This window comes from Paraburkholderia sp. BR10936 (assembly GCF_040965735.1).
GTDB classification, from domain to species: Bacteria; Pseudomonadota; Gammaproteobacteria; order Burkholderiales; family Burkholderiaceae; genus Paraburkholderia; species Paraburkholderia nodosa_A.
In genome coordinates, this window is sequence record NZ_JBFRCM010000036.1 from 23,768 (window position 1) to 44,018 (window position 20,251).

The window sequence follows — 20,251 nt, forward strand, 5'->3', positions numbered from 1 at the left end:
AGCGTTTGGTGTCGCAACGCCGAAGTAATTGACTTCCATTTCGGCCCGCACATCGTCAGTATTCTGCACCGCGATAAACGACCGCAGGCGGTTCATGCGCGCACATTGTTGACAGGCAACGCGAGACCCGAGGCGGAACGCGCAGCGTAGCCACACCCTCCCCCCCGGTCACATCGAGCGCAACGGGAATCACGCGCTCAAACTACGGCGACGATCTCGTGCTCGAACACGAGCGACTGCTCACGCGAGTGAGAAGTCGGCTGGCAAGGTCACTTCGAGCAGTTCCAAATCGGCGCTGCAGTGCTTAAACGCATAGGGAAGCATGCCGGGGATCGCAATGCTGTCGTCTGCTCGAAGATGCCATTGGTCGTCGCCTTGCACGACATCGAGAGTTCCTGCGAGCACGAAGAAAAAGCAGAACTCCGTATCGTGCATGCGCGAAACGACCTTGCCCTCGCCTTGCGGGCGCACCACGCGCACGCCCGCGAGGCCGTTCGTTGCCGCACCGATACCCGTGTCCGTTACGACGAAACCCGGCGATTTCCACGGACTCCACGTGCCGTTCTTTGCGACATGCCGAACAAAGCGCTGACCGTTGAAATCGTGGGCGGGATCATAGACAGCCGAAGGAAGCGCCATATCGTGGTCGGCCATCGTGATATGTTCGGCCGGACTACCGATTTCGATCACCTCTGCCCCGGCCGAACTTTCCAGCACGCGGTGCCGGATCTCCGGCGGCTGAAGCACGCAATCGCCCGCTTCCAGAATGAACGGATCGCCTTGCCCCTCGTAGACGACCCGAACCCAGCCCTTGCGGCAGAAAATCGTCTGAAAACGGATCTTGTGGAAGTGCACGTAATCGGGAACGGGGCCGCCACCGAGGATCCGAATATGTGATGCGATAAACGCACCTCCGTGCCGGTTTGGCAGCAGGTCGCGGTAACGCAGGCCCGCACGACCGACGGTCCACGGTGCCCCATCCTGCGCACGAGACAACACGAGTTCCTGTCTGTTGACAGGCTGCTTCATGCGAGGCTCGGCCGGGACGAGCCTGACCTCGACGCCGTTCGGCGCGGTCAGTGTTCGCGTATCGTCGCCGAGTTGAAACTCGTCGTCGCACAGCACGTCGAGCTTCGTCACCCCGCCGACGAGGTCTACACTGAGGCGCAACCTGATATTGCAGCCCGACAGGATCGCCGTGCGAGGACTGTCAGCGGGAAAAATGGCATCGATGCGGAAGCCGAGATGTTCGATAAAGAACTGCGTCGTCGCGGCCAGATCGGTACACGACATCGGGACGAGAAAGCCGCGAATACCGGTCAGCGGAGCGGGAAGAAACGATGGACTGGTCATGATCATGATCCTGAGCTGAAGAGCGGGGTTTCACAAATGCAGCGGTGCAGCAACTGGCATCCGGGGCGGCCCCGTCAGGACGCACGACACGCCTTCTGCGCGCGGCGCATTTGACCGCACTACATGCGGCGCTTTCGCTTTCATCGCGGCAGCCGCGCAGCGAGACGTTCGATGCCCGCCACCGTCGTGCACGCACCGGGCGACAGACGCAACGTGCGGCCGCGCGAGTCGACCAGGATATGCTGCGAAGCGAGCTTCGCCACGACCTCCTGAGGATCCAGATGTGCGGGCGTCCGCACCATGACACTGCCACCGCGAGATGCATCGTCGCGTGGCGACAACAGCGCGTAGCCGAGACCGTCGGTGATTTCGACAAGTTGATGGCACAACGACAGGTTCTGCGCGCGCAGCTTGCCCGGCGGCTGCGCAAGCAGCCAGTCGAAGCCCGGCTTCGATGCGACGAACGGCAGCAGCGACGGTGTGCCCGTGTCGAACCGGCGTGCGTCGGGCGCATACGAAAACGCATCGAGGTTCCAGTTGAACGGGTCGGCCTGACTGAACCAGCCGCGCACGCAAGGTGTGACGGCGGACGTCAGCAGATGCGGCGCGACATACCCAAGACCCGATCCCGGCGCGCCGCACAGCCATTTGAGCGTGGAGCCGCAGACGAAATCGAACGGTATCTCACGCAGATTGAACGGCAGGATGCCCGCGCCCTGCGTGATGTCGACCGCGACAAGGCTGCCCGTGGTTCGCGCGTGCGCAGCGAGCGCGGCCAGATCGACGCGTTTGGACGTCAGCGACGATACCCACGTGATCAGCGCAAGCCCAACATGCGCATCCCACGCCGCGACGAAGTCCTCGTCGCGAACGTAGGCTTCACCGGCGCGCACCGGCACCGTTTTCAACGTGAAGCCGCGCCGTGCCGCAACACCGTTCAACAGGAAGTGCAGGCTCGGAAAACAGTCGGCGGCAATCAGCACCGTGCGTGCGCGCAAGGCCGCATCGTCGAGACCGTCGATGAAACGTGCGAAGACGTCGGTGACATTTTGCGCGCCGAATACGTGCGCGGCGTCTGCGCCGATCAGCGTCGCCCAGTTCGACAGCAGCGCGTCACGCGCACCGAGCCCGACGCTCCAGCGTCGTTCGTCGGGTGCATACCAGTCGGATGTGAAGCGTGCGAGCGCCGCCGTCACGGCCTCCCGTTGGCCGGGGAATACACCAACCGAGTGGTACATCATCCAGCCACTGAAGTCACTGTCCTGCGCGGTAGAAAATAAAGTCATGTCAGCGCTTCGCTTCGAACTAGATGTGTTTGACGATGAACCGATGATAGATGCCGATGCATACGAGGCTGAGCACGGCGCAGCCCATCAGATAGATGCTCGGCGATACGGGATCATGCGTCCAGCCGATCATGGCCGTCACGAGCCACGGCGTGAATCCTCCAAACACCATGACGCCGATGTTATAGCTGAAGCCGAGTCCCGTGCTGCGCAGCGAGGCGGGAAAGAGCGACGACAGCACCGCTGCGAGCGGACCGAAGTAGATTGCCTTCAACACGCCCGCCAGCATCATTATCGACATCAGCACTGACAGAGAGGGCGCCGCCAGTAGCCATCGGAAGCAGGGATAGATGGTCAGCAGCGTGAGAAGCGCGGAGACCGTCATCATCCGGCTGCGTCCATATTTGTCGGCGAGATGCCCCATGAACGGCGTTAACACCATCAGGATCGCGCCCGTCAGCACCGTCGCCGCAAAACCCGTCGACGCTGGCAGATGCAACTGCTTCACGGCATACGTCGGCATAAAGAGAATCATCAGATAACTGGCCGCCGTGGACACCGCCATGATGCCTGCCGCAAGCAGGACGCGCCCCTTGTGACTCACGAGCAGATCTCGAATGGGCGCTGCATGTTTCGCCGCTGAAGGCTGCAGCGTGTCGTCAATGTGACGGCGAATATAGAGACCGACGGGCGCTACCAAAAGGCCGAAAGCAAATGGAACGCGCCATCCCCACGCTTCGATCTGATCCGTCGAAAGCTGGCTGCTGAGTGCGAGGCCCGCGAACGAAGCAAGCACTGTGGCCATACCCTGGCTCGAAAACTGCCAACTTCCAAGGAAAGACTTTCGTGTGGACTTCTGTTCGATCATCAGCGCGGTGCCGCTGCCGAACTCGCCGCCTGTCGAAAAGGAGATCAGCACGCGCGCCAGCATGAGGCCAATGGGCGCGCCCAGGCCGATGCTTGCGTAGGTCGGAATCAGCGCACAGATCAGCGTGCCGAGCGTGGTGAGCCAAAGCGATGCGAGCAGTCCCGCCTTGCGGCCGTGCCGGTCCGCATAGCGTCCGAGAACCAGCGCGCCGAGCGGACGGAAAATATACGAAAGCCCGAACGTGCCGAAGGTCAGCAGCAGCGACACCGTTTCGTCATGCGCGGGGAAAAAGAGCTTCGACAGCGTGACGGCGAAGAAGCCATACGCTGCGAAGTCAAACCATTCGAGCGCGTTGCCGACGCTGCTCGCGACGATAAGGCGCTTCAGTGGCCGGTTGTCCTGGCGCACAGCACGTCCTTCAGTAGCAACAGATTGCATGATCTTGAGACCCGGAAGAAAGACTGCTTGAGAGTGGGACTACTGCCATTAGCGCTTCGTCGAAGCCCGGAGCGTCTCGCGAACCGTGTGCCCCGATTCCCCCATATCCCAGAACAGGCCGGCCATGATTTGCAGCGACTCGTGCGCAACACTCCCCAGCAGATGTTCATCGGGAGCGTGCTGGCGGCAGTTCGGATAAGAGTGCGGGATCCAGACAGTCGCGAGACCCAGCGTCGTCGCGAAGCACTCGTTAGGGATCGTGCCGCCGAGATTCGGCAGGATGGTCACCGGCTTGCCAGAGGTTGCTGCAATCGAGGCTTCCGCCCACTTCGACCACGGATGATCAGGATCGAGCCGCGTCGCGCTGCCCGACGCTTCGATCGTCACGTCGACGTTCTCGAAACCTTCGCGGCGCAAATGCGCGATCAGCAATTCGCGCGCGTTCAACCAATCCGTGCCGACCACGAAGCGCAACTGGCACACCGCTTCCGCGCTGCCCGGAATCGCGCTGACTGGCCGGCCGACGTTGCCTGCCTGCATCGCCAGCACTTCCAGCGTGTTCCATGCGTACACCCGCTCCGCATCACTAAGACCGGGTTCGCCCCACCCCTGTGACAACGGCGGATCGCCTTCGTCGGCACCCACTTCGAGACTCGCGACGAGCTCGCGCACGCGCGGCGGAATCGGCGGCGGCAACAGGCCGTTGACGCGAATCCGGCCACTGCCATCAACAAGGCTCGCAAGCGCATTCGCCAGCACGGTCGCGGGATTAGCCAGCACGCCGCCCCAGTTGCCCGAGTGACGCGCGCCAAATGCATTCGACACGCGCAGCCGGAAATGCAATGCGCCTCGCGACCCAAGAAACATCGTCGGTGCAGCAGCGCGTTGTCGCGGTCCGTCGGAGGCGATGAGCAGATCGGCAGCCAGCCGGTCCGCATACCGCGCGCATACCGCGTCGAGTCCCGGCGACCCGACTTCTTCCCCCATTTCGATGATCACCTTCGCGTTGAAGCCAAGCCTGCCGCGCGTGGCAAGTACCGACGCAAGAGCCGCCAGATTGATCGAATGTTGCCCCTTGTTGTCTGCCGTGCCGCGGCCGTACCAGCTGTCCCCGTCTGTGCACAGCTCCCACGGGGAACGCGCGTCTGTCCAGTTGGCTGCGTCGCCGTTGACTACGTCGCCGTGACCGTAGATCAGCACCGTGGGCAGTCCGACCGCTTCCACGCGCTCGCCGATCAGCATCGGCGGCATGCCTGCTTCAGGGTTTTCCACGATGTCGCACGTGAATCCCATAGCGCCTAGCGCGGGAGCGATCTCGTCGGACAAATAGCCAGTCAGCGCAGCCTGTGCATCCGGGTTCTGGCTCTCCGTGCGAAGGCCGACGCGACGGCGCAATACCGCTTGGAACGCTCCGCTTTCGAAGTGACGGGAGACGTGCGAGATGGCTTCTGAGCGGCTCATGTTCTGGAATCAAAGAATCGATGTCCCCAGAGTACCCGGGTAAACAATCTTTTGTATTCGCAATCAATCAACGTATATTTGCGGAAATCGCAACCCTGTATGCCAGGTCCGAAATGCGCAACCTGCTGGATTCGTCGCTGTATTACTTCTCAGTCGTGGCACAGAGTGGATCGCTGACGGCTGCCACCGAAAAGCTCGGCGCAACTGTATCAGCGTTGAGCCGCCATATCGCGAAGCTCGAAGGCGACGTCGGCGCGCCGCTTTTCGAACGACACGCGCGTGGCATGGTGCTGTCTGACGCTGGCCGAATGCTGTTGCGCTATGCGCAAAATAGCCTTACGGATGCCGAGGCCGTGATGAGCGCGATTCAAGGCGACCAGAGGCGGCGACAGCGCAAGATCAAGATTGCATGCACCGAAGGCTTTGCCCTCGATTTCCTGCCGAACTCGCTCGCAGCGTTCTACAAGCTGTACCCAGAGGCCGTGGTCGTGATCGAGGTCACATCGTCTGATAACGCAAGCCGCATGCTGGTCGATGGGGATGCGTCGATCGCGCTTTCGTTCAGCCTGAAGCCCGAACCGGATGTGGTTGCTCGTCTTACGCTTCCCGCGCCCGTCATGGCGCTGATGTCGAGAGACCACCCGCTTGCGGGTCAAAAATCGCTTACATTGCCAGACCTCCACCTCTACCCGGTTTTGTTGCAGGACACCGGTACGACGGTTCGCCAGTTGTTTGACATCGCCTGCAACGTTGAAGGATTTGAGGTTGTGACACCGATCACGAGCCGCTACGTCGCGTCACTGTACCGGTTTACCCAGGTGATTCCGAACGCCATCATGCTGACTGGCTTTGTCTCGGTCGCGAACCGCATGGATTCCGACGGTCTGGTCGCAATCCCGTTCGCCAATGCACTGCTGCAACAGCGTCGCCTGCAGGTCAAAACGTCATCGACGCGCCCATTGACCGGGCTCGCCACCCTCTGTCTCGATCATCTGGTCGCAGACCTGCAGCGGACAAACGATCGGCATCCCCCCACGGCATAGCAAAGCTTTGCGAAAGGCGCAAAGCGAGTTTGTTTGATTTCGAATACGCCAGGAGAACAGAGGCGGTAGAGTGCGCCAACGCTGACATCGCGGGTCACACGCGAAGCGTCTATTCCGTCTGTTCAAATTCACCTGGAGATCACTGTGAGAAAGAGTCTGCTTGCCGGCGCGGCAATAATGTCCTTATTTGGTCACGCCTACGCACAAAGCAGCGTATCGCTGTATGGCATTGTCGATGCGGGCTTCGCTTTCAATAATAATTCCGGCGGTCAAAAGCTCTACACGCTGGCGAGCGGCAACATGCAAGGCAGCCGATGGGGGCTGCGTGGCGTCGAAGACCTCGGCAATGGACTCAAGACGCTGTTCACCGTCGAGAACGGCTTTAGCGTGACCAACGGAAAACTGCTGCAAGGCGGAGACCTGTTCGGTCGCCAGGCCTACGTCGGACTGGCATCGGATCGCTTCGGCTCCGTCACACTGGGCCGCCAGTACGATGCGGTAGTGGATTACACGGCGCGCTTTGAATCCGCTGCACAGTGGGCAACGGGCTATGGCGCGCACCCCGGTGATCTTGACAACCTCCAGAACACCAATCGGGTGAACAACGCAATCAAGTTCAGGAGCGTCGACTACGCAGGCCTGAAATTCGGCGGACTGTACAGCTTGGGTGGCGTTGCCGGCCACCTTGGCACCAACCAGATCTGGTCCCTCGGCGCAGGTTACGACAACGGTCCGCTTTCCTTCGGCGCAGCATACCTGAATGTGCGAGACCCGAACTTCTCGTTCTTCGGCAACAATTCGACGTCCAGCACGACAGCGTCGAACATGACTGCCAGTACCGTCTATTCGGGCTATGCGTCAGCGCGCACGCAGCAGATCATTGCAGCGGGCGCAGCATATCAGCTAGGACAGGCCACGCTTGGTGCCATGTACACCAACACCCAGTTCCGGGGTCTTGGCGCACTAAGTGCCCTGAATTCGCTACACTATCATGGCAACGCCGCGTTCCACAATGCTGAGGTCAGCTTCAAGTATCTCGTGACCCCCGCGCTGAATCTGGGTATCTCCTACGACTATACGAAGGGCTACGGCGTCAATCACGCGGCCTATCACCAGGTCGACGCAGGTGTCGATTATTTCCTGTCGAAGCGGACCGACGTCTATATTTCCGCGATTTACCAGCATGCGACGGGAACGGACTCTACTGACAAATCGGCGGTCGCGAACATCACGGGTTTCTCAGCCTCCTCAACGGGTAATCAGTTCGTGGCGGTAACGGGAATCCGGCACAAGTTCTAGGATGTCTTCCGCAGAAGCTGGAGGAATCGACCGGGAATGGCACCATCGGTCGTGGACTCCAGCGCTTTTGCATTTTCGCTCAGACAGATCCCGTTATGCGAAACCTTCTTGCTAACGTCCGAATTGGCGTCCGACTTGGCGCTGGCTTTGCGCTCGTGCTAATCCTTCTTTGCGTGACAGGCTCCGTCGCCCTGTTCCAGACAGCTCGGGTGCACAACGGGGCAGTTCAGTTTGCCGATAGCTGGCTGCCGAAAGTCGCTGTGCTTGGGGACATTCGTACATGGGCAAACAACGTTCGCAAGTCAACGCTACGAAGTGTGCTTGAAACGGATCCCGTGCAAAAAGCATCCCAGCGCATCATGAGGGACTTTGCGCTTCGCACACTCGACGCGAAAATCGAAGCATATGGGCGACTCATCTCGTCAGCGAAAGAGGATCAGCTCAACCAGCAAACCCGGAAGGCGTGGAAATCCTATCTGGAAATGGATAACAGACTGCTTTCGCTTTCCGAACAGGGTGAGGGAAGTTTTGCCTCGGCCCGCTCGCTCGCGACGGGGGGGCTGCCGATGCGTTCACCGCTGTCGCCAAATTGATCGAGGCGGAAGTCCAACTCACCAGCAACGGAAGCCAAATTGCTCGAACCACTGCAGCAGAGGACTACCGGCTGGCCGTAGAAGTCACAATTGGGTTGATTGGACTAGCGCTTGCGACGGGCTCTCTCACCGCATTCTTGATCACGAGGACCATTGTCCTTCCCCTGCGTAAGTCAGTCTCCGTGGCGGAGACCGCCGCGTGCGGAGACCTGACCTCACGTATCGAAAGTTACGGCCGGGATGAGGTCGGACGTTTGATGCAATCATTGCGGAAGATGAACAGCCAGCTAGCGAAATTCATCACTGGCATCCACGCGACCACCGATGCAGTAACGGTAACGTCGCGAGAGATTGCTAGTGGTAATGCTGATCTATCTGCACGTACCGAGGCTCAAGCGGCGTCGCTCGAAGAAACGGCTGCCAGCATGACGCAGCTGACGGAGACAGTCAGACAGAATGCTGACAACGCGTCGCAAGCCAATCATCTCGCAATGAAGGCAGCCGTCATAGCCGACGAGAGCAACGATGCTGTGCAGGATATGGTCCGTGCGATTGGAAAGATGAACAGCAGCTCGATGCAGATTTCGGAAATTACGGCTGTTATAGAAGGGATTGCCTTCCAGACCAATATTCTTGCGCTGAATGCTGCAGTGGAGGCGGCGCGCGCCGGTGATCAAGGTCGGGGCTTCGCCGTCGTTGCGAGTGCAGTGCGCGGCCTTGCACAGCGTTCGGCTGCAGCCGCGAAGGAAATAAAGGAGTTGATCGATTCATCGGTCCAAGCGATTGACCACGCGGCGAAGCAGGCAAGCGCGGTCGGTGTGACGATGGATGATGTTAAGCAGGCGATCAAGCAGGTCTCAGGCATCGTCGGTGAAATCGCTATCGCGTCGGAGCAGCAAAGCCGAGGCATCGAGCAGGTGAATCAGGCGGTCCTGCAGATGGACGAGGTTACCCAGCAAAATGCTGCGCTGGTGGAGCAGTCCACTGCGGCGGCATTTTCCCTCGATGAGCAGGCCACCAGGCTGCAGGACGCCGTGTCGGTATTCAAGATTGCGAGGTAACGGGGATGGTGTTTTTCCGGCGTCATTTGTGCAACAAACCTGCGGTACGCAGGCATTGAAACCAATGCAACCGCATCACCGCGTTCCGCACGAACGCGCCCTCTTTCGAATGACAAGAGCGGACTATCATGAATCAACGTGAAGAAGCACTCGCACTCGATGCGGCCGACCCCCTCGCACTCTTGCGCGACCAGTTCGCGCTCTCTCCGAACGTCATCTATCTGGACGGCAACTCGCTCGGCGTGCCGCCCGTCGCGGCTGCACAGCGGGCGCAGACCGTCATCGGCGCCGAATGGGGCGAAGGGCTAATCCGCAGCTGGAACGCGGCTGGCTGGTTTTCGCTGCCGCGGCGACTGGGCGACAAGCTTGCGACACTAATCGGTGCAGCGCACAACGAAGTCGTCGTCACCGATACGATTTCGATCAACTTATTCAAGACGTTGTCGGCAGTTCTGCGGATGCAGGACAAGCGCGACCCGAAGCGCCGCGTGATCGTGTCGGAACGCTCGAATTTCCCGACTGATCTGTATATCGCGCAAGGGCTGATCAAGCAGTTGGATCGCGGCTATGAACTTCGCCTCGTCGACGATCCGTCCGAGCTGTCCGCGGCGATCACCGACGACGTCGCCGTCGCGATGATCACTCACGTCAACTACCGCACTGGCTACATGCACGACATGGCCGCACTGACGAAGCTGGTTCACGACAGGGGCGCGCTAGTGCTGTGGGATCTCGCGCACTCGGCGGGCGCCGTGCCCGTCGATCTGAATGGTGTCGGCGCGGATTGCGCGGTCGGCTGCACATACAAGTATCTGAACGGCGGTCCCGGTTCGCCTGCGTTCGCGTGGGTGCCGCATCGTCATCAGAGTGAGTTCGAGCAGCCGCTGTCAGGCTGGTGGGGGCATCGTGCGCCGTTTGTGATGAACCCGACATATATCGCCGACGACGGCATCGGCCGCTTTTTGTGCGGCACGCAGCCGATGGTTTCGATGGCGCTGGTCGAATGTGGACTCGATGTATTCCTGCAAACCGACATGCTGGCGATCCGCCAAAAGTCGCTTGCGCTGACCGACCTTTTCATCGAACTGATCGAGACGCGTTGCAAGGAATTTCCGCTCACGCTCGTCACGCCTCGCGCGCATGCGCAACGCGGGTCGCACGCGAGCTTCGAGCATCCGCACGGCTACGAGGTGATGCAGGCGTTGATCGCGCGCGGCGTGATCGGCGACTATCGGGAGCCGCATGTGTTGCGCTTCGGTTTTACACCGCTGTATACGCGCCACGTGGATGTGTGGGATGCCGTTGAGCATCTGCGCCAAGTGCTTACCGAAGAAACCTGGCGTGCGCCTGAATTCGCCACGCGCGGCGCCGTGACCTGAGCGACGGCTACGTCGTCGAGATGATGCCCCGTAAGAGTTGCATTGTTAAGTCGCGGTGTGAGTGGCGGCACGTCCGCTGTCTTGATGCATGGGTCAATAAATTTCGGACAGGCAGATAGCTTCTTTCGCTGTCGGTTTCGCCTCGCAGGCGGCGGGCGACAGATAACCCAGCGTGGAGTGCAAGCGCACTGGATTGTAGAAAGCGATGATGTACTGGTTGATATCGCGCCGAGCCTCATCGTGATTGGCGTACTAGCGCTACCACACACGCTCCATTTATTGTCCCAACAATTTCCCTTGCTCATGCTGCATACCACGTGAAGTCTTTTTTCAACCACGCACGGTCGTTCTCGCTTGCATACTGGGGGCCCCGTGATTTTGATGCCGTTTACCGGGTTAGCGGGCTCCAGACCTGACAAGGCTTTGCGGTCTAGCCCTTTATTAAGTCTCCGTGAAATCAAGAGCTTGCTGTTTGTCTTCCCCGGAGGCCCGCAGTGCCTCGCCCCCAACTGCCAAGGCGATATTGTTGGCATACGCTGAGCGGTTCCCCTTTCGGCTGCGGAGCGGACGGCGATGGAACACTGGCGGCAGACCTATCTCGGGATGCGGTCCATCCTGTTGCCGCGCGATCGCACCTTGCGGGAACTGATCGTGCAGGCCATCCAGGACGTCGAAGCCACACTGGATCGTTGGGGCAAGCTGCTGCCGAAGCCCCATGGCGAGGCATCGAGCCTGCAGAAATGGCTGTGGCCGGTGCCGCTGCGCAATTCGACGCGACAGATGAGCGAACTCTTGCTCAAGCTCGACTATCTGGTCGAGCTCGGTGTACGGGTGCAGTGCCCCGACACATGCAACGAAGCTATCGTCCGGCATTATGCGCGGCGCTGCGCGGACCGCAAACCCTCGGTGAGCCACCGCATCCAGCCGGCCATACGGCGGCTCTAGGCCGCCTGCTTCATGCGCTACGCGTTGTGCTCGGCAACCGACCAGCTCCTGTCGATGCTCGGCGACTGGGTCCGCAAGGCGATCAGGATAGCCAACGATCGGGGCGCCGCCTCGCGCCCGGATCTGAAGGCGCAGCTGCGCGAATTTGCCACGGCAGTCAAGGCGCTCGCAGGCAACAGGGACCTGACACGCGATGTGCTTGCCAGGCAATTGTGCGAATTGGCGGACACAGTCCTCAAACAGGATGCGCCCAGTCGGACCCGCCTGATGCGGGCACAGCTCGTCTCGAAGCGGCACGTGGCGCATGCACTGCTTGCACAGCTGCTGGACCTGCCTTTCCAGGCGCAGACCGCCCATCCCGTCATGGATGCGCTCGCCTTGCTGCGCGAGCGCTACCCGAACAAGGCGGTCGATCTGCCGGCGGACACGCAGATCCCGCTTGGACGGGCCTGGCAGCGGATGATCGCCATGGCGCGCTGCGCGCTGCTGTCTTGCTTCACGTGCGTGGCGACCTGCGCGTCGCACCAGGCGATTTGCTGGTCGAGGGCCTGCAGGTGCTCCCGGCCTCGTGCCAGCGCAGTGCGCGCGACATCGTTCAGTTCAGCGGCCCCGTCCTCCAGTGCCTCGACGAAGCGGGCACGAAATGCATTGATGCCTTGCGGCAGGAACACGCCGAACTCGACGAGTTCACCGCGCAACCGGTTGACGAGCGCGGTACGCTCCTCGACGAAACCGTTTCGCATCCGGTGCAGCAACAGCACGTTTTGCTGGTCTGCCGTTTTGACGGCCACGAAGCGCATATGCGGTCGCCCCGCGGCCTCACAGATGGCCTCGGCATCCAGCCTGTCGTTCTTCACGTGCTTGCCGCCCTTGCAGTATGGCGCAGCGAATTGCGGCGCAATCAGGCGAACCTCGTGACCAAGTCGCGCAGCTTGCGCCCCCAGTAGTGGGCTGCGCTGCACGCTTCCATTGGGACCAGACATGGCGCAAGGTTGGCAAACCATTCGAGAAACTTCTGCCGTGAGATGGCTTTCCTGACCACCACGCGTTCCATGCTGTCCACGCCGTGCACCTGGATCAGGTTCTTGGCCAGATCCACGCCGATACGAGTAATCTTGTCCATGACTTTCCCCTTCTCAGATGGGTTGTCCAGCACCAACCATCCTGGCATATCGCTATGCCACGAGATCGGGAAAGTCCTTGCTAATTCGGGTCATGTACCTGCTCGACGACACGCCGGAGAACCGGCCCAGCCCGAGCCGGAAGAAGATGATGTTGCCATGCATTCGGACGACGATGCCGATAACTGACACTCGCCGGGCCTGACACGGCGACTGCGCCCGCTACGGAAGTGTCGCCGGGGCTTCCGCCCCCTCTTTGAGAACAACAATGAACAACACACCAACAACCGTCAATCTAGATTTAGGCACTCTTCTCGACGCAGATCCCCTGATTCTTGCGGCAGAAACGGAAGATGATATTGGGTGCATCCTGCGTCTTCATCTCCAGGTCGAGCAGATGCTCGACTTCTATCTCAACAGAAAGCGCACGGCCGACATCGCTCCATTTGTCAGGAACCTCGCGACTTCAGCGGAAAGCTGTCTATTTCTGTCGCTTTGGGCTTGCTTATACCCTTTGCATTCGAATGGCGCACTCTCTTCGCCGCACTAAGTAGTGAGGAGATCGTACGGCTAAGAGTTGGCTGTGTACGTGAAGAAACATCGATAGGGCAACCAGGTACACCAATGCCGGATGCTCGACGTTCCGGTTCACAAGACCGGAACTGCATTTACCAAACCGATTGACTCGGTCGTCGGAGAAGCAATATTGGCGTGGGAGCGAGTACGTCCCGTACAACCGGCTGCGCTCGACGTCAAAACCGGAGAGCAGGTTGACTTCCTCTTCTCGTATCGTGCAAGGGCGATACCACGCCAGTACCTGAACCGACATCTCATCCCCTTGCTTTGTCGGAGGGCAGGCATTCCTTGCGTGGATGCTCGCGGACAGATCAGCAGCCACAGGGGCACGCTCGACCATCGCGAGCCAGCTCTTTAACGCGCGGGAACCAATGTCCCTGTTCGAACTGCAAGCGTGGCTTGGTCATCGGTCGCCAGCAACGACCCAGCATTACGTCGCAATCACGCCCACAAAGCTGGCCAGAGCTCATTCTGAAGCACAGTACTTCCAGCGCAACCTTCGAATGATGGAGGTGCTCATTGACCGGCAGGCGATCGACGATCGGCACACGGACCAGCCGTGGAAGTACTATGACCTTGGTCACGGGCTGTACTCATATGAGTTCTTCGATCAATGTCCACACCGCATGGCGTGTGTGCGTTGCGACTTCTACGTTCCGAAGAAATCGTCCCAAGCCGACTTGCTCTCTTCGAAGACGGGCATGATCCGGATGTTGCAGGAAACTCCTCTCACTGATGACGAACGCGCTGCAATCGAGGGCGAGCAGGAAGCTGTCGATCGTCTGCTTCGGTACCTCGAGGGGTACCGACACCCGACCGCCGCACCGCCCCAAAGAGTAAGAAACAAAGGTAGAAAAAAACGCTCAATTCCATACAACCTGAACGATTTCCTGCCGCTGCGAGCAATGACGATCGGTTTTTCATCGTCATTGCAATCCTGCGAATTTGGTTCCGTTATGCTATCGCCTTGCCTGCAGGGCCGGATATCGCACCCGTTTTCTCAAGCTGGTTGCGAACCGCACCAGACACCCATCGGGTTCAAGGACGCAGTGATGGAACTCACGCCTGCCCTGGCGGTTAGCCGCCCCAGAGAAACGTTGGTGCCGAACAAGGTCCAAGGGGATTTCGCAGAACCATGGCTGTTGCGTGCGCAACGCCAGTCAGGAATGGCTCGTTGTCTTGTCCATTATGGTACCGCCATAATTTGGATAGCAAATACCAATCGACTCCATCAGCTGTCGAGAAGGGTCTTCGCGAGTTGCTTACCTCGCAGGTCCCGGCCTATTCGGCGATTTCCTGGCGGATGATGAGGAGAGCAGCCCCGTGCTGAACCGAAACTAAGCAACAATGCACCCATGCAATCAAGCGTTCATTGGTCACCTTACCTTATCCCGTTTAATTGCGTTGCAATATCTCCGAAATTGTCCGATCCGCGACAAATGTTGGACATTTGCAACAGGCAGTTCGGAATTGTGTTGTGTCAATATGACCGTCCGTCCGGCGCGAAAATTGCATCAGTCATTTCCGGAAGTCCATCTCACACGGAGGTGAGGATACGAGTCCCAAAGACGGACGATCTGACCAATGAGGCAGAACCTGAATCCCGCAGTGGCGAAGGTGCTCAAGCGCCTGCATTATCCACTTGACGTAATCCTTCTATGCCTGCGCTGGTACGTTGCCTATCGGCTGAGTCTGCGCCACCTCGAGCAGACCGCCAGAACAAATGCCTGAACAATGTTGTAGAGCAGGACTACCGTGCCATGAAGCGCCGCACTCGTCCTATGCTGGGATTCAAAGATTTTCGCTGTGCACGCATCTTATGGTTGGCATTGAAGTCATGCATTGGCAGATGAAATGCATTCGCGGCACTCAATCATCTGCCGTTGAGCAACTGTATTCGCTGGCGAAATAAGCAATCCCGTGATATTGCGCTTTGCTATGACCGTTGCCATTATCGCGAAAAAATCCTTCAACTGACAATGCTGCTAGCAACATGAGCCAAGTGGCCGGAATAGTGACGGCGGTGCCGCAAGGACAGCGCAATGAGTCGCCCAGGCGCCGCCACCGCGCGAAAATGCGCTGGCTGGCGCACTCGCCTGTGGTGCAATCCGGACGCTCCATCTACAACTCAGCGACGAATTGCATACCATCATTTTAAACAGTGCCGCGGTTGTCACAACGGGGCAATTTTCAACAGCCAGTTAGGTCCTCGACGACCTCGCATCAAACTAGGAAGCAGTTCATGGATAGCAATGTAGTACCCACGTTCCTACGCGCTAAACTGAAGCGGGGACTGCTCGAGGTCAAAGTCGACGCCGCCACCTTGCCTGCGGCTAACCTGTTCGGTTTCGCGGAGCGCCGGAATCCAAAGCGGGCATTTCTCTTTGTATCCAAAGTTCTGGGACGCTACATACCGGCGCGCCCATCGATCATGGCTGCCAGTTTCGAGAGCCTCGTCAGCGAGATCCCAGCGAACCTGCCCGGCCCAGTGCTGGTAATCGGCGTGGCCGAAACCGCAGTTGGCCTCGGTGCCGGCGTGTACCGTGCTTATAGTGCAACGCGTTCCGATAGCGTGTACCTCACCAGTACCCGTCATCCTTTGGGTACCGACCTCTTTGCTCGATTCGAGGAAGAGCACAGTCATGCCAGCACCCACTTAATCCACCTGCCGGTCGATCCCGAGGTTCGTGATTTGATGCTTCAGGCCCGATCCTTAGTCCTGGTGGACGATGAGGCTTCTACCGGCAAGACCTTTCTCAACCTGCACCGCGCACTAATCGAAGCCGGCCTGAAGAAGATCGAGCGAGTGGTCACGTGCGTCCTGACGGACTGGTCTGCGGGTGCTGTGAGTAAGGCCATCGGAGAGTCGACCACCGCCGTATCCTTGTTGAGCGGGTCGTATCAGTTCCACGAAGATCAGTCCGCGCCCCTGCCGGATATGCCAGGCGTCGGTGCCGTTTCTATAGGCGAATGGCCTCTCTCACCCCGCAATGACTGGGGGCGCTTGGGCGTTCGCCGCGTGGAGGACACGCTCGCACCGGACATTCAAATCCGGCCCGGCGAGAACGTAGTCATAGTTGGTACCGGTGAGTTCGTCTGGCGTCCCTTCCTGCTGGCGGAGCGTGCGGAGCGAGCCGGGGCAGACGTCTACTTCAGCTCCACCACGAGATCCCCTGTGGCCCTGGGCCACGCGATCGAGCACGTGCTGTCGTTTCCTGACAACTATGGCCTCGGTATTCCGAACTTCCTCTACAACGTGAAGCCCGGTCAGTTCGACCGAGTTCTTATCTGCACGGAAACCCCGGCGCAAGCGCTCCCTGCAGAACTGGTTGATGTCCTGAATGCGGAGATAATTTTCGATGAGCAGTAACCGTCCGCTGATATTCGTCGATCTCGACGACACCCTGATCCAGACCGCAGGCAAGATGGAGGAGGCCACACCACGAATCATCGCCACTCTGGACGTGCATGGGCAGCCCAACGGGTACATGAACCCGGTCCAGAACTTCTTCATCAACTGGCTGCTGGCCTCAGCCGATGTCGTTCCGGTTACCGCACGCAGCGTGGAGGCCTACAACCGCGTCAAGCTTCCTTTCACCGAAGGCGCAATTTGCTCCCACGGTGGAGTGATACTCCGCCCTGACGGATCGCCTGACCAGACCTGGCACGGACAGATGGCCGCGTCGCTCCGGACCTTTCAAGACCGGCTGTCGCCACTGAGCGAAGCCACCCTGCAAATCGGCAAAGAACTGGGCTACTCCGTGCGCAGTTGGGTAGTTGGAGAGAAAGGTCTGCGCCACTACGTCGTGACCAAGCACAACGAGTCCAACGACTCGGTGCTCACCGAGTTGCTGACCGAAGTTCAATCTCGACGCATGTTGGAATGCATGCACACCCATGTTAACGGCAACAACCTCGCCTTCCTGCCTGAGGGTTTGGAAAAGCGCTTCGCCGTTCAAGAATGGTTGCGTCGCGACCGTGAGATCCACGGCGAGCGGCCAGTCCTAGGCTTCGGTGACAGCATCTCCGACCTGGGGTTCATGGACCACTGTCATATGTGGTCGACGCCGGCGCACAGTCAACTGGCGACCGTAGTGAAGGGGCTCATCAATGACTAATCTTCTCGCCACACTGAGCACCGTCGGCAGCGGCAGCTACGCCCCTGAAGATGTGCATTTCCTTTTGCAGCGCGTGCCGCTGAGCGTCACTAACGTTGACGAAAAGGAACTTCTGATCCAGACGAATCAGAAACATTACTCCGAGATGATAAGCTTGGAGCAGGCTCCTACCGACGTGCACAAGCGTTTCCACACCCATGTCCTGGCGCAGAACGGCGCTCGTATGGCTTCCAATGTTCAGTCCCTGGCCTTGGCATTGAGTGCCGCTTACACCGGGCCGAGCATCGCCCTGGTTTCATTTGTTCGCGCAGGCGTACCCCTCGGCGTCCTGCTGCGCCGGGCACTCGTCGAAATGGGCCGCGATGCTCACCACTACGGCGTCAGCATCATTCGCGATCGCGGTATCGACACGGTGGCTCTGGAAGCCGTCATCCAGCTGCACGGTCCCGAAAAGATCGTCTTCGTGGATGGTTGGACCGGAAAAGGCGCAATCTCCGGTGAGCTCAAGCGCACCTTGGACGACGACAAGCGCTTCCCAGAAGATCCTCGCCTCGTTGTTCTGGCAGACCCCTGCGGCCGCGCTTGGCTAGCTGGCTCTGCAGAGGACTGGGTAATTCCGTCTGGCATCCTCGGCGCGACCGTGTCCGGCCTAGTATCCCGCACCATCTGGCCGACTCAAGGCGGGCTTCATGGTTGCGTGACATACGACCACCTGCCTAAGCATGATGTAACCCGAGAGTTCATCAATAAGATCGAGGCCGAACGCGGGGCGCTGGGCGAGGTTCATCCCGCAACTCCATGGACCAACGAACAGCGATTGGAACTCCAAGCGTCCGCTGATGACGCGGTGTCCTCGCTGGCAACTCGCTTTGACATCTCCAACTTGAATCGCGTGAAGCCGGGTATCGCTGAGGCAACCCGAGCGGTTCTGCGTCGTGTGCCTGATCACGTTCTGGTACGTGATCGCAACGACAGCGACGTGCAGTTGTTAATTCATCTCACTGACCGCGCGGGCGTGGCCGTAGAGGAAGCTGGCGCGGACCTGGGTCCGTATCGTGCCGCGACAATCATACGGTGTCCGATCTGATGGGCACCATTTCTCCGTTCGCCGTCTGGGCGACTCTGTACATGCCGACCCGCGGTGACATCCTGGACGTGGATTTCGGCACCAAGATCTCAGAATTGCGCTCACCTGTGGTGTGCCTGGAAGACGCGCGGCTTACCGCAGAAACTGGGAGCAACTCGATGCCCGCCTGTCACAACGCGACGCATGTAAGACGATGGTCGGCCTGCTTGAGCTCGCGGGCCTGCATGGCGCGCAGGCCGTACTGGCCGGGCAGCTTGATGCGATGCTGGAAACCGGCGAGCTTCCCGATCTCAAGGCGCTGCGTGACCGATACGCACCCCGTGAGGCGCAATGTCCCGATGTCGAGGTTCAGATGCCGCCCGTTGCCGTCTATCACGAACTGCTCGAAAAGGTGGCCAGCGTGAACGCGCCCGCGCATGATGGTGGCCGCCTGGCCCTGATGCTCAACGAGGTGCGTTTGCCAACGATCGGCAGGTTGTGGCCCGAGTTTGCTGAGCGCTCGGATAAGGAAGCCTAGCCGGCCGCACGCCTGCTCGGCGCACTGCTAGAGCACGAGCTGGCCGAACGCGCTAAGCGACGCATCGAGCGGCACCGTACCGAGTCGCATCTGGACCCGACCAAGACGCTCGCCGCCTTCGACTTCGGCGCCGTGCCGATGTTCTCAAAAGTGCATGTTACAGCGCTGGCCACCGGAGAGTCATGGCTGGAAAGGCGCCACGGTTCTCTTGTTCGCCCCCCCTAGGATCGGAAAAAGCCACGTGGGATCGGCTATCGGTCACGCATTGATCGACGTCGGCTACCGCGTGATGTTCACGCGTACCAGCGAGCTCGTTCAGAAGCTGCAGGCCGCGCGCCAAAGCCTGCAGTTACCTTCCGCGCTGGCCAAGCTCGATCGCTCCGATTTGATCATCCTCGACCTATGTGCAGGACCTCGTTATGTAGAGTCAACTGCCTGGACCCTCGGCCGATGGGATTTTGAGGCGGCGGAACTACACATAACTGGAACGAGCTATTGTGATTCCTCCGTTCACTTGAATGGGAGATTCACATGCTGGAATTTCTCTTTCCCCGCGATTGGCCGCTTTATGCTGCCGGCCCGCAAGGACCGCTAGTCCGCAAATTTTCGGCGTGGGTCGTCGAGCCCGGCTATACGCGCATTTGCGCACGGCACCACGTACGCCGTTTCCGTGAGGTTCTTGTCTATAACCATGTAGCGGCTGGCACCAGCCTACCGATTACTTCGACTGCGCTGTCCCGCTGGTTCGCACCGTGGTCGCACGACACCTTATACCTCGCCACGCAGCGAGCGGCAGAACGCTTTTTATGCGATCGAGGTCTCTTCGTTCCGGTGGCTAAACCGAGCCAGTTCGACTCGCTCATTTCGCAATACCGATCCCATCTCATTGATCTGCGCGGACTCGCTCCTGATACAGTCGAGCACCACCTGAGGACGGTTACCGGCGTCCTGTCGAGCGCCTGTTCGAAGCGCCGCCTTGTAGATAGCGTCAAGCAGGATGGCCGGTTTACCGACAATCATTTTGGCCGGTCGACCGGGGTGATTGTCGGTGGTTATTCGGTCATGGTTGTCGCTCCTTCCTGATGATTGTCGCTGGATGATTGTCG

At 59.5% G+C, this 20,251-nt stretch carries 17 protein-coding genes and 5 pseudogenes; 15 read left to right on the plus strand and 7 right to left on the minus strand.

Annotated features, from left to right (window positions below; translation table 11 throughout):
• Nucleotides 1-240: 240 nt before the first annotated feature.
• The 4 genes from AB4Y36_RS38740 to AB4Y36_RS38755 form a co-directional block, all read right to left on the minus strand.
• Nucleotides 241-1,353 carry a cupin domain-containing protein gene (locus tag AB4Y36_RS38740; RefSeq protein WP_368661883.1) on the minus strand — a complete coding sequence of 371 codons (1,113 nt, stop codon included), beginning with the start codon at nt 1,351-1,353 and terminating at the stop codon, nt 241-243.
• 140 nt (nt 1,354-1,493) lie between these two features.
• Nucleotides 1,494-2,639 (minus strand): aminotransferase class V-fold PLP-dependent enzyme, encoded by a 1,146-nt coding sequence (locus AB4Y36_RS38745; RefSeq protein WP_368661884.1) that lies wholly within the window; start codon nt 2,637-2,639, stop codon nt 1,494-1,496.
• Between the two features lie 19 nt (nt 2,640-2,658).
• Entirely contained in the window at nt 2,659-3,945 is a 1,287-nt protein-coding gene (locus AB4Y36_RS38750; protein ID WP_342922293.1) for an MFS transporter, read from the minus strand.
• Between the two features lie 48 nt (nt 3,946-3,993).
• Nucleotides 3,994-5,406 carry a M20 family metallopeptidase gene (locus AB4Y36_RS38755; RefSeq protein WP_368661885.1) on the minus strand — a complete coding sequence of 471 codons (1,413 nt, stop codon included), beginning with the start codon at nt 5,404-5,406 and terminating at the stop codon, nt 3,994-3,996.
• 20 nt (nt 5,407-5,426) lie between these two features.
• On the opposite strand from AB4Y36_RS38755, the gene AB4Y36_RS38760 reads away from it, so the two are divergent.
• The 4 genes and pseudogenes from AB4Y36_RS38760 to kynU all read left to right on the plus strand — a co-directional run bounded on the left by AB4Y36_RS38760 (nt 5,427) and on the right by kynU (nt 10,781).
• The gene (locus AB4Y36_RS38760; protein WP_368661886.1) at nt 5,427-6,449 is read left to right on the plus strand and encodes a LysR family transcriptional regulator; all 1,023 of its coding nucleotides are present in this window, start codon (nt 5,427-5,429) and stop codon (nt 6,447-6,449) included.
• 144 nt (nt 6,450-6,593) lie between these two features.
• A complete protein-coding gene (locus AB4Y36_RS38765) occupies nt 6,594-7,748 on the plus strand; it encodes a porin (RefSeq protein ID WP_368661887.1) in 1,155 nt (384 codons plus the stop codon).
• 95 nt (nt 7,749-7,843) lie between these two features.
• Nucleotides 7,844-9,402 (plus strand): annotated as a pseudogene (locus AB4Y36_RS38770) (methyl-accepting chemotaxis protein).
• Between the two features lie 128 nt (nt 9,403-9,530).
• Complete coding sequence (gene kynU / locus AB4Y36_RS38775; protein WP_368661889.1) at nt 9,531-10,781, plus strand: kynureninase; 1,251 nt, start codon at nt 9,531-9,533, stop codon at nt 10,779-10,781.
• Between the two features lie 93 nt (nt 10,782-10,874).
• Here kynU and AB4Y36_RS38780 read toward each other — a convergent pair.
• Nucleotides 10,875-11,098: pseudogene (locus AB4Y36_RS38780) on the minus strand (IS3 family transposase); the annotation flags it as partial.
• 256 nt (nt 11,099-11,354) lie between these two features.
• On the opposite strand from AB4Y36_RS38780, the gene AB4Y36_RS38785 reads away from it, so the two are divergent.
• Nucleotides 11,355-11,726 (plus strand): hypothetical protein, encoded by a 372-nt coding sequence (locus tag AB4Y36_RS38785; RefSeq protein ID WP_368661890.1) that lies wholly within the window; start codon nt 11,355-11,357, stop codon nt 11,724-11,726.
• 671 nt (nt 11,727-12,397) lie between these two features.
• Here the strand turns inward: AB4Y36_RS38785 and AB4Y36_RS38790 are convergent.
• Nucleotides 12,398-12,849 (minus strand): annotated as a pseudogene (locus AB4Y36_RS38790) (IS110 family transposase); the annotation flags it as partial.
• Nucleotides 12,850-13,115: 266 nt separating this feature from the next.
• Between AB4Y36_RS38790 and AB4Y36_RS38795 the strand changes: the two are divergent.
• The 3 genes and pseudogenes from AB4Y36_RS38795 to AB4Y36_RS38805 all read left to right on the plus strand — a co-directional run.
• Entirely contained in the window at nt 13,116-13,397 is a 282-nt protein-coding gene (locus AB4Y36_RS38795) for a hypothetical protein (RefSeq protein WP_342922286.1), read from the plus strand.
• 397 nt (nt 13,398-13,794) lie between these two features.
• Complete coding sequence (locus tag AB4Y36_RS38800; RefSeq protein WP_368661891.1) at nt 13,795-14,730, plus strand: hypothetical protein; 936 nt, start codon at nt 13,795-13,797, stop codon at nt 14,728-14,730.
• Nucleotides 14,731-15,135: 405 nt separating this feature from the next.
• Nucleotides 15,136-15,335 (plus strand): annotated as a pseudogene (locus tag AB4Y36_RS38805) (DDE-type integrase/transposase/recombinase); the annotation flags it as partial.
• On the opposite strand, the gene AB4Y36_RS38810 reads toward AB4Y36_RS38805, so the two are convergent.
• Complete coding sequence (locus AB4Y36_RS38810) at nt 15,293-15,544, minus strand: hypothetical protein (protein ID WP_368661899.1); 252 nt, start codon at nt 15,542-15,544, stop codon at nt 15,293-15,295. The pseudogene AB4Y36_RS38805 and the gene AB4Y36_RS38810 sit on opposite strands and share 43 nt — an antisense overlap.
• Before the next feature lie 121 nt (nt 15,545-15,665).
• Between AB4Y36_RS38810 and AB4Y36_RS38815 the strand changes: the two genes are divergently transcribed.
• From AB4Y36_RS38815 to AB4Y36_RS38845, 7 genes and pseudogenes are all read left to right on the plus strand, one after another.
• Complete coding sequence (locus AB4Y36_RS38815; protein ID WP_069269012.1) at nt 15,666-16,793, plus strand: phosphoribosyltransferase domain-containing protein; 1,128 nt, start codon at nt 15,666-15,668, stop codon at nt 16,791-16,793.
• Complete coding sequence (locus AB4Y36_RS38820; protein ID WP_368661892.1) at nt 16,783-17,541, plus strand: trehalose phosphatase; 759 nt, start codon at nt 16,783-16,785, stop codon at nt 17,539-17,541. Before AB4Y36_RS38815 ends, AB4Y36_RS38820 begins: the two co-directional genes overlap by 11 nt.
• The gene (locus tag AB4Y36_RS38825) at nt 17,534-18,628 is read left to right on the plus strand and encodes a cysteine protease StiP domain-containing protein (protein WP_368661893.1); all 1,095 of its coding nucleotides are present in this window, start codon (nt 17,534-17,536) and stop codon (nt 18,626-18,628) included. The genes AB4Y36_RS38820 and AB4Y36_RS38825 overlap by 8 nt, the downstream gene beginning before the upstream one ends.
• Before the next feature lie 130 nt (nt 18,629-18,758).
• Nucleotides 18,759-19,028 (plus strand): annotated as a pseudogene (locus tag AB4Y36_RS38830) (IS21 family transposase); the annotation flags it as partial.
• Nucleotides 19,029-19,208: 180 nt separating this feature from the next.
• Nucleotides 19,209-19,370, plus strand: coding sequence for a hypothetical protein (locus AB4Y36_RS38835; protein WP_368661897.1), 162 nt, complete (start codon nt 19,209-19,211; stop codon nt 19,368-19,370).
• Nucleotides 19,300-19,740: an ATP-binding protein gene (locus AB4Y36_RS38840; protein WP_368685761.1), complete on the plus strand. Its 441-nt coding sequence runs from the start codon at nt 19,300-19,302 to the stop codon at nt 19,738-19,740. The genes AB4Y36_RS38835 and AB4Y36_RS38840 overlap by 71 nt, the downstream gene beginning before the upstream one ends.
• Entirely contained in the window at nt 19,677-20,228 is a 552-nt protein-coding gene (locus AB4Y36_RS38845; protein WP_368685763.1) for a hypothetical protein, read from the plus strand. Before AB4Y36_RS38840 ends, AB4Y36_RS38845 begins: the two co-directional genes overlap by 64 nt.
• Nucleotides 20,229-20,251: the final 23 nt, after the last annotated feature.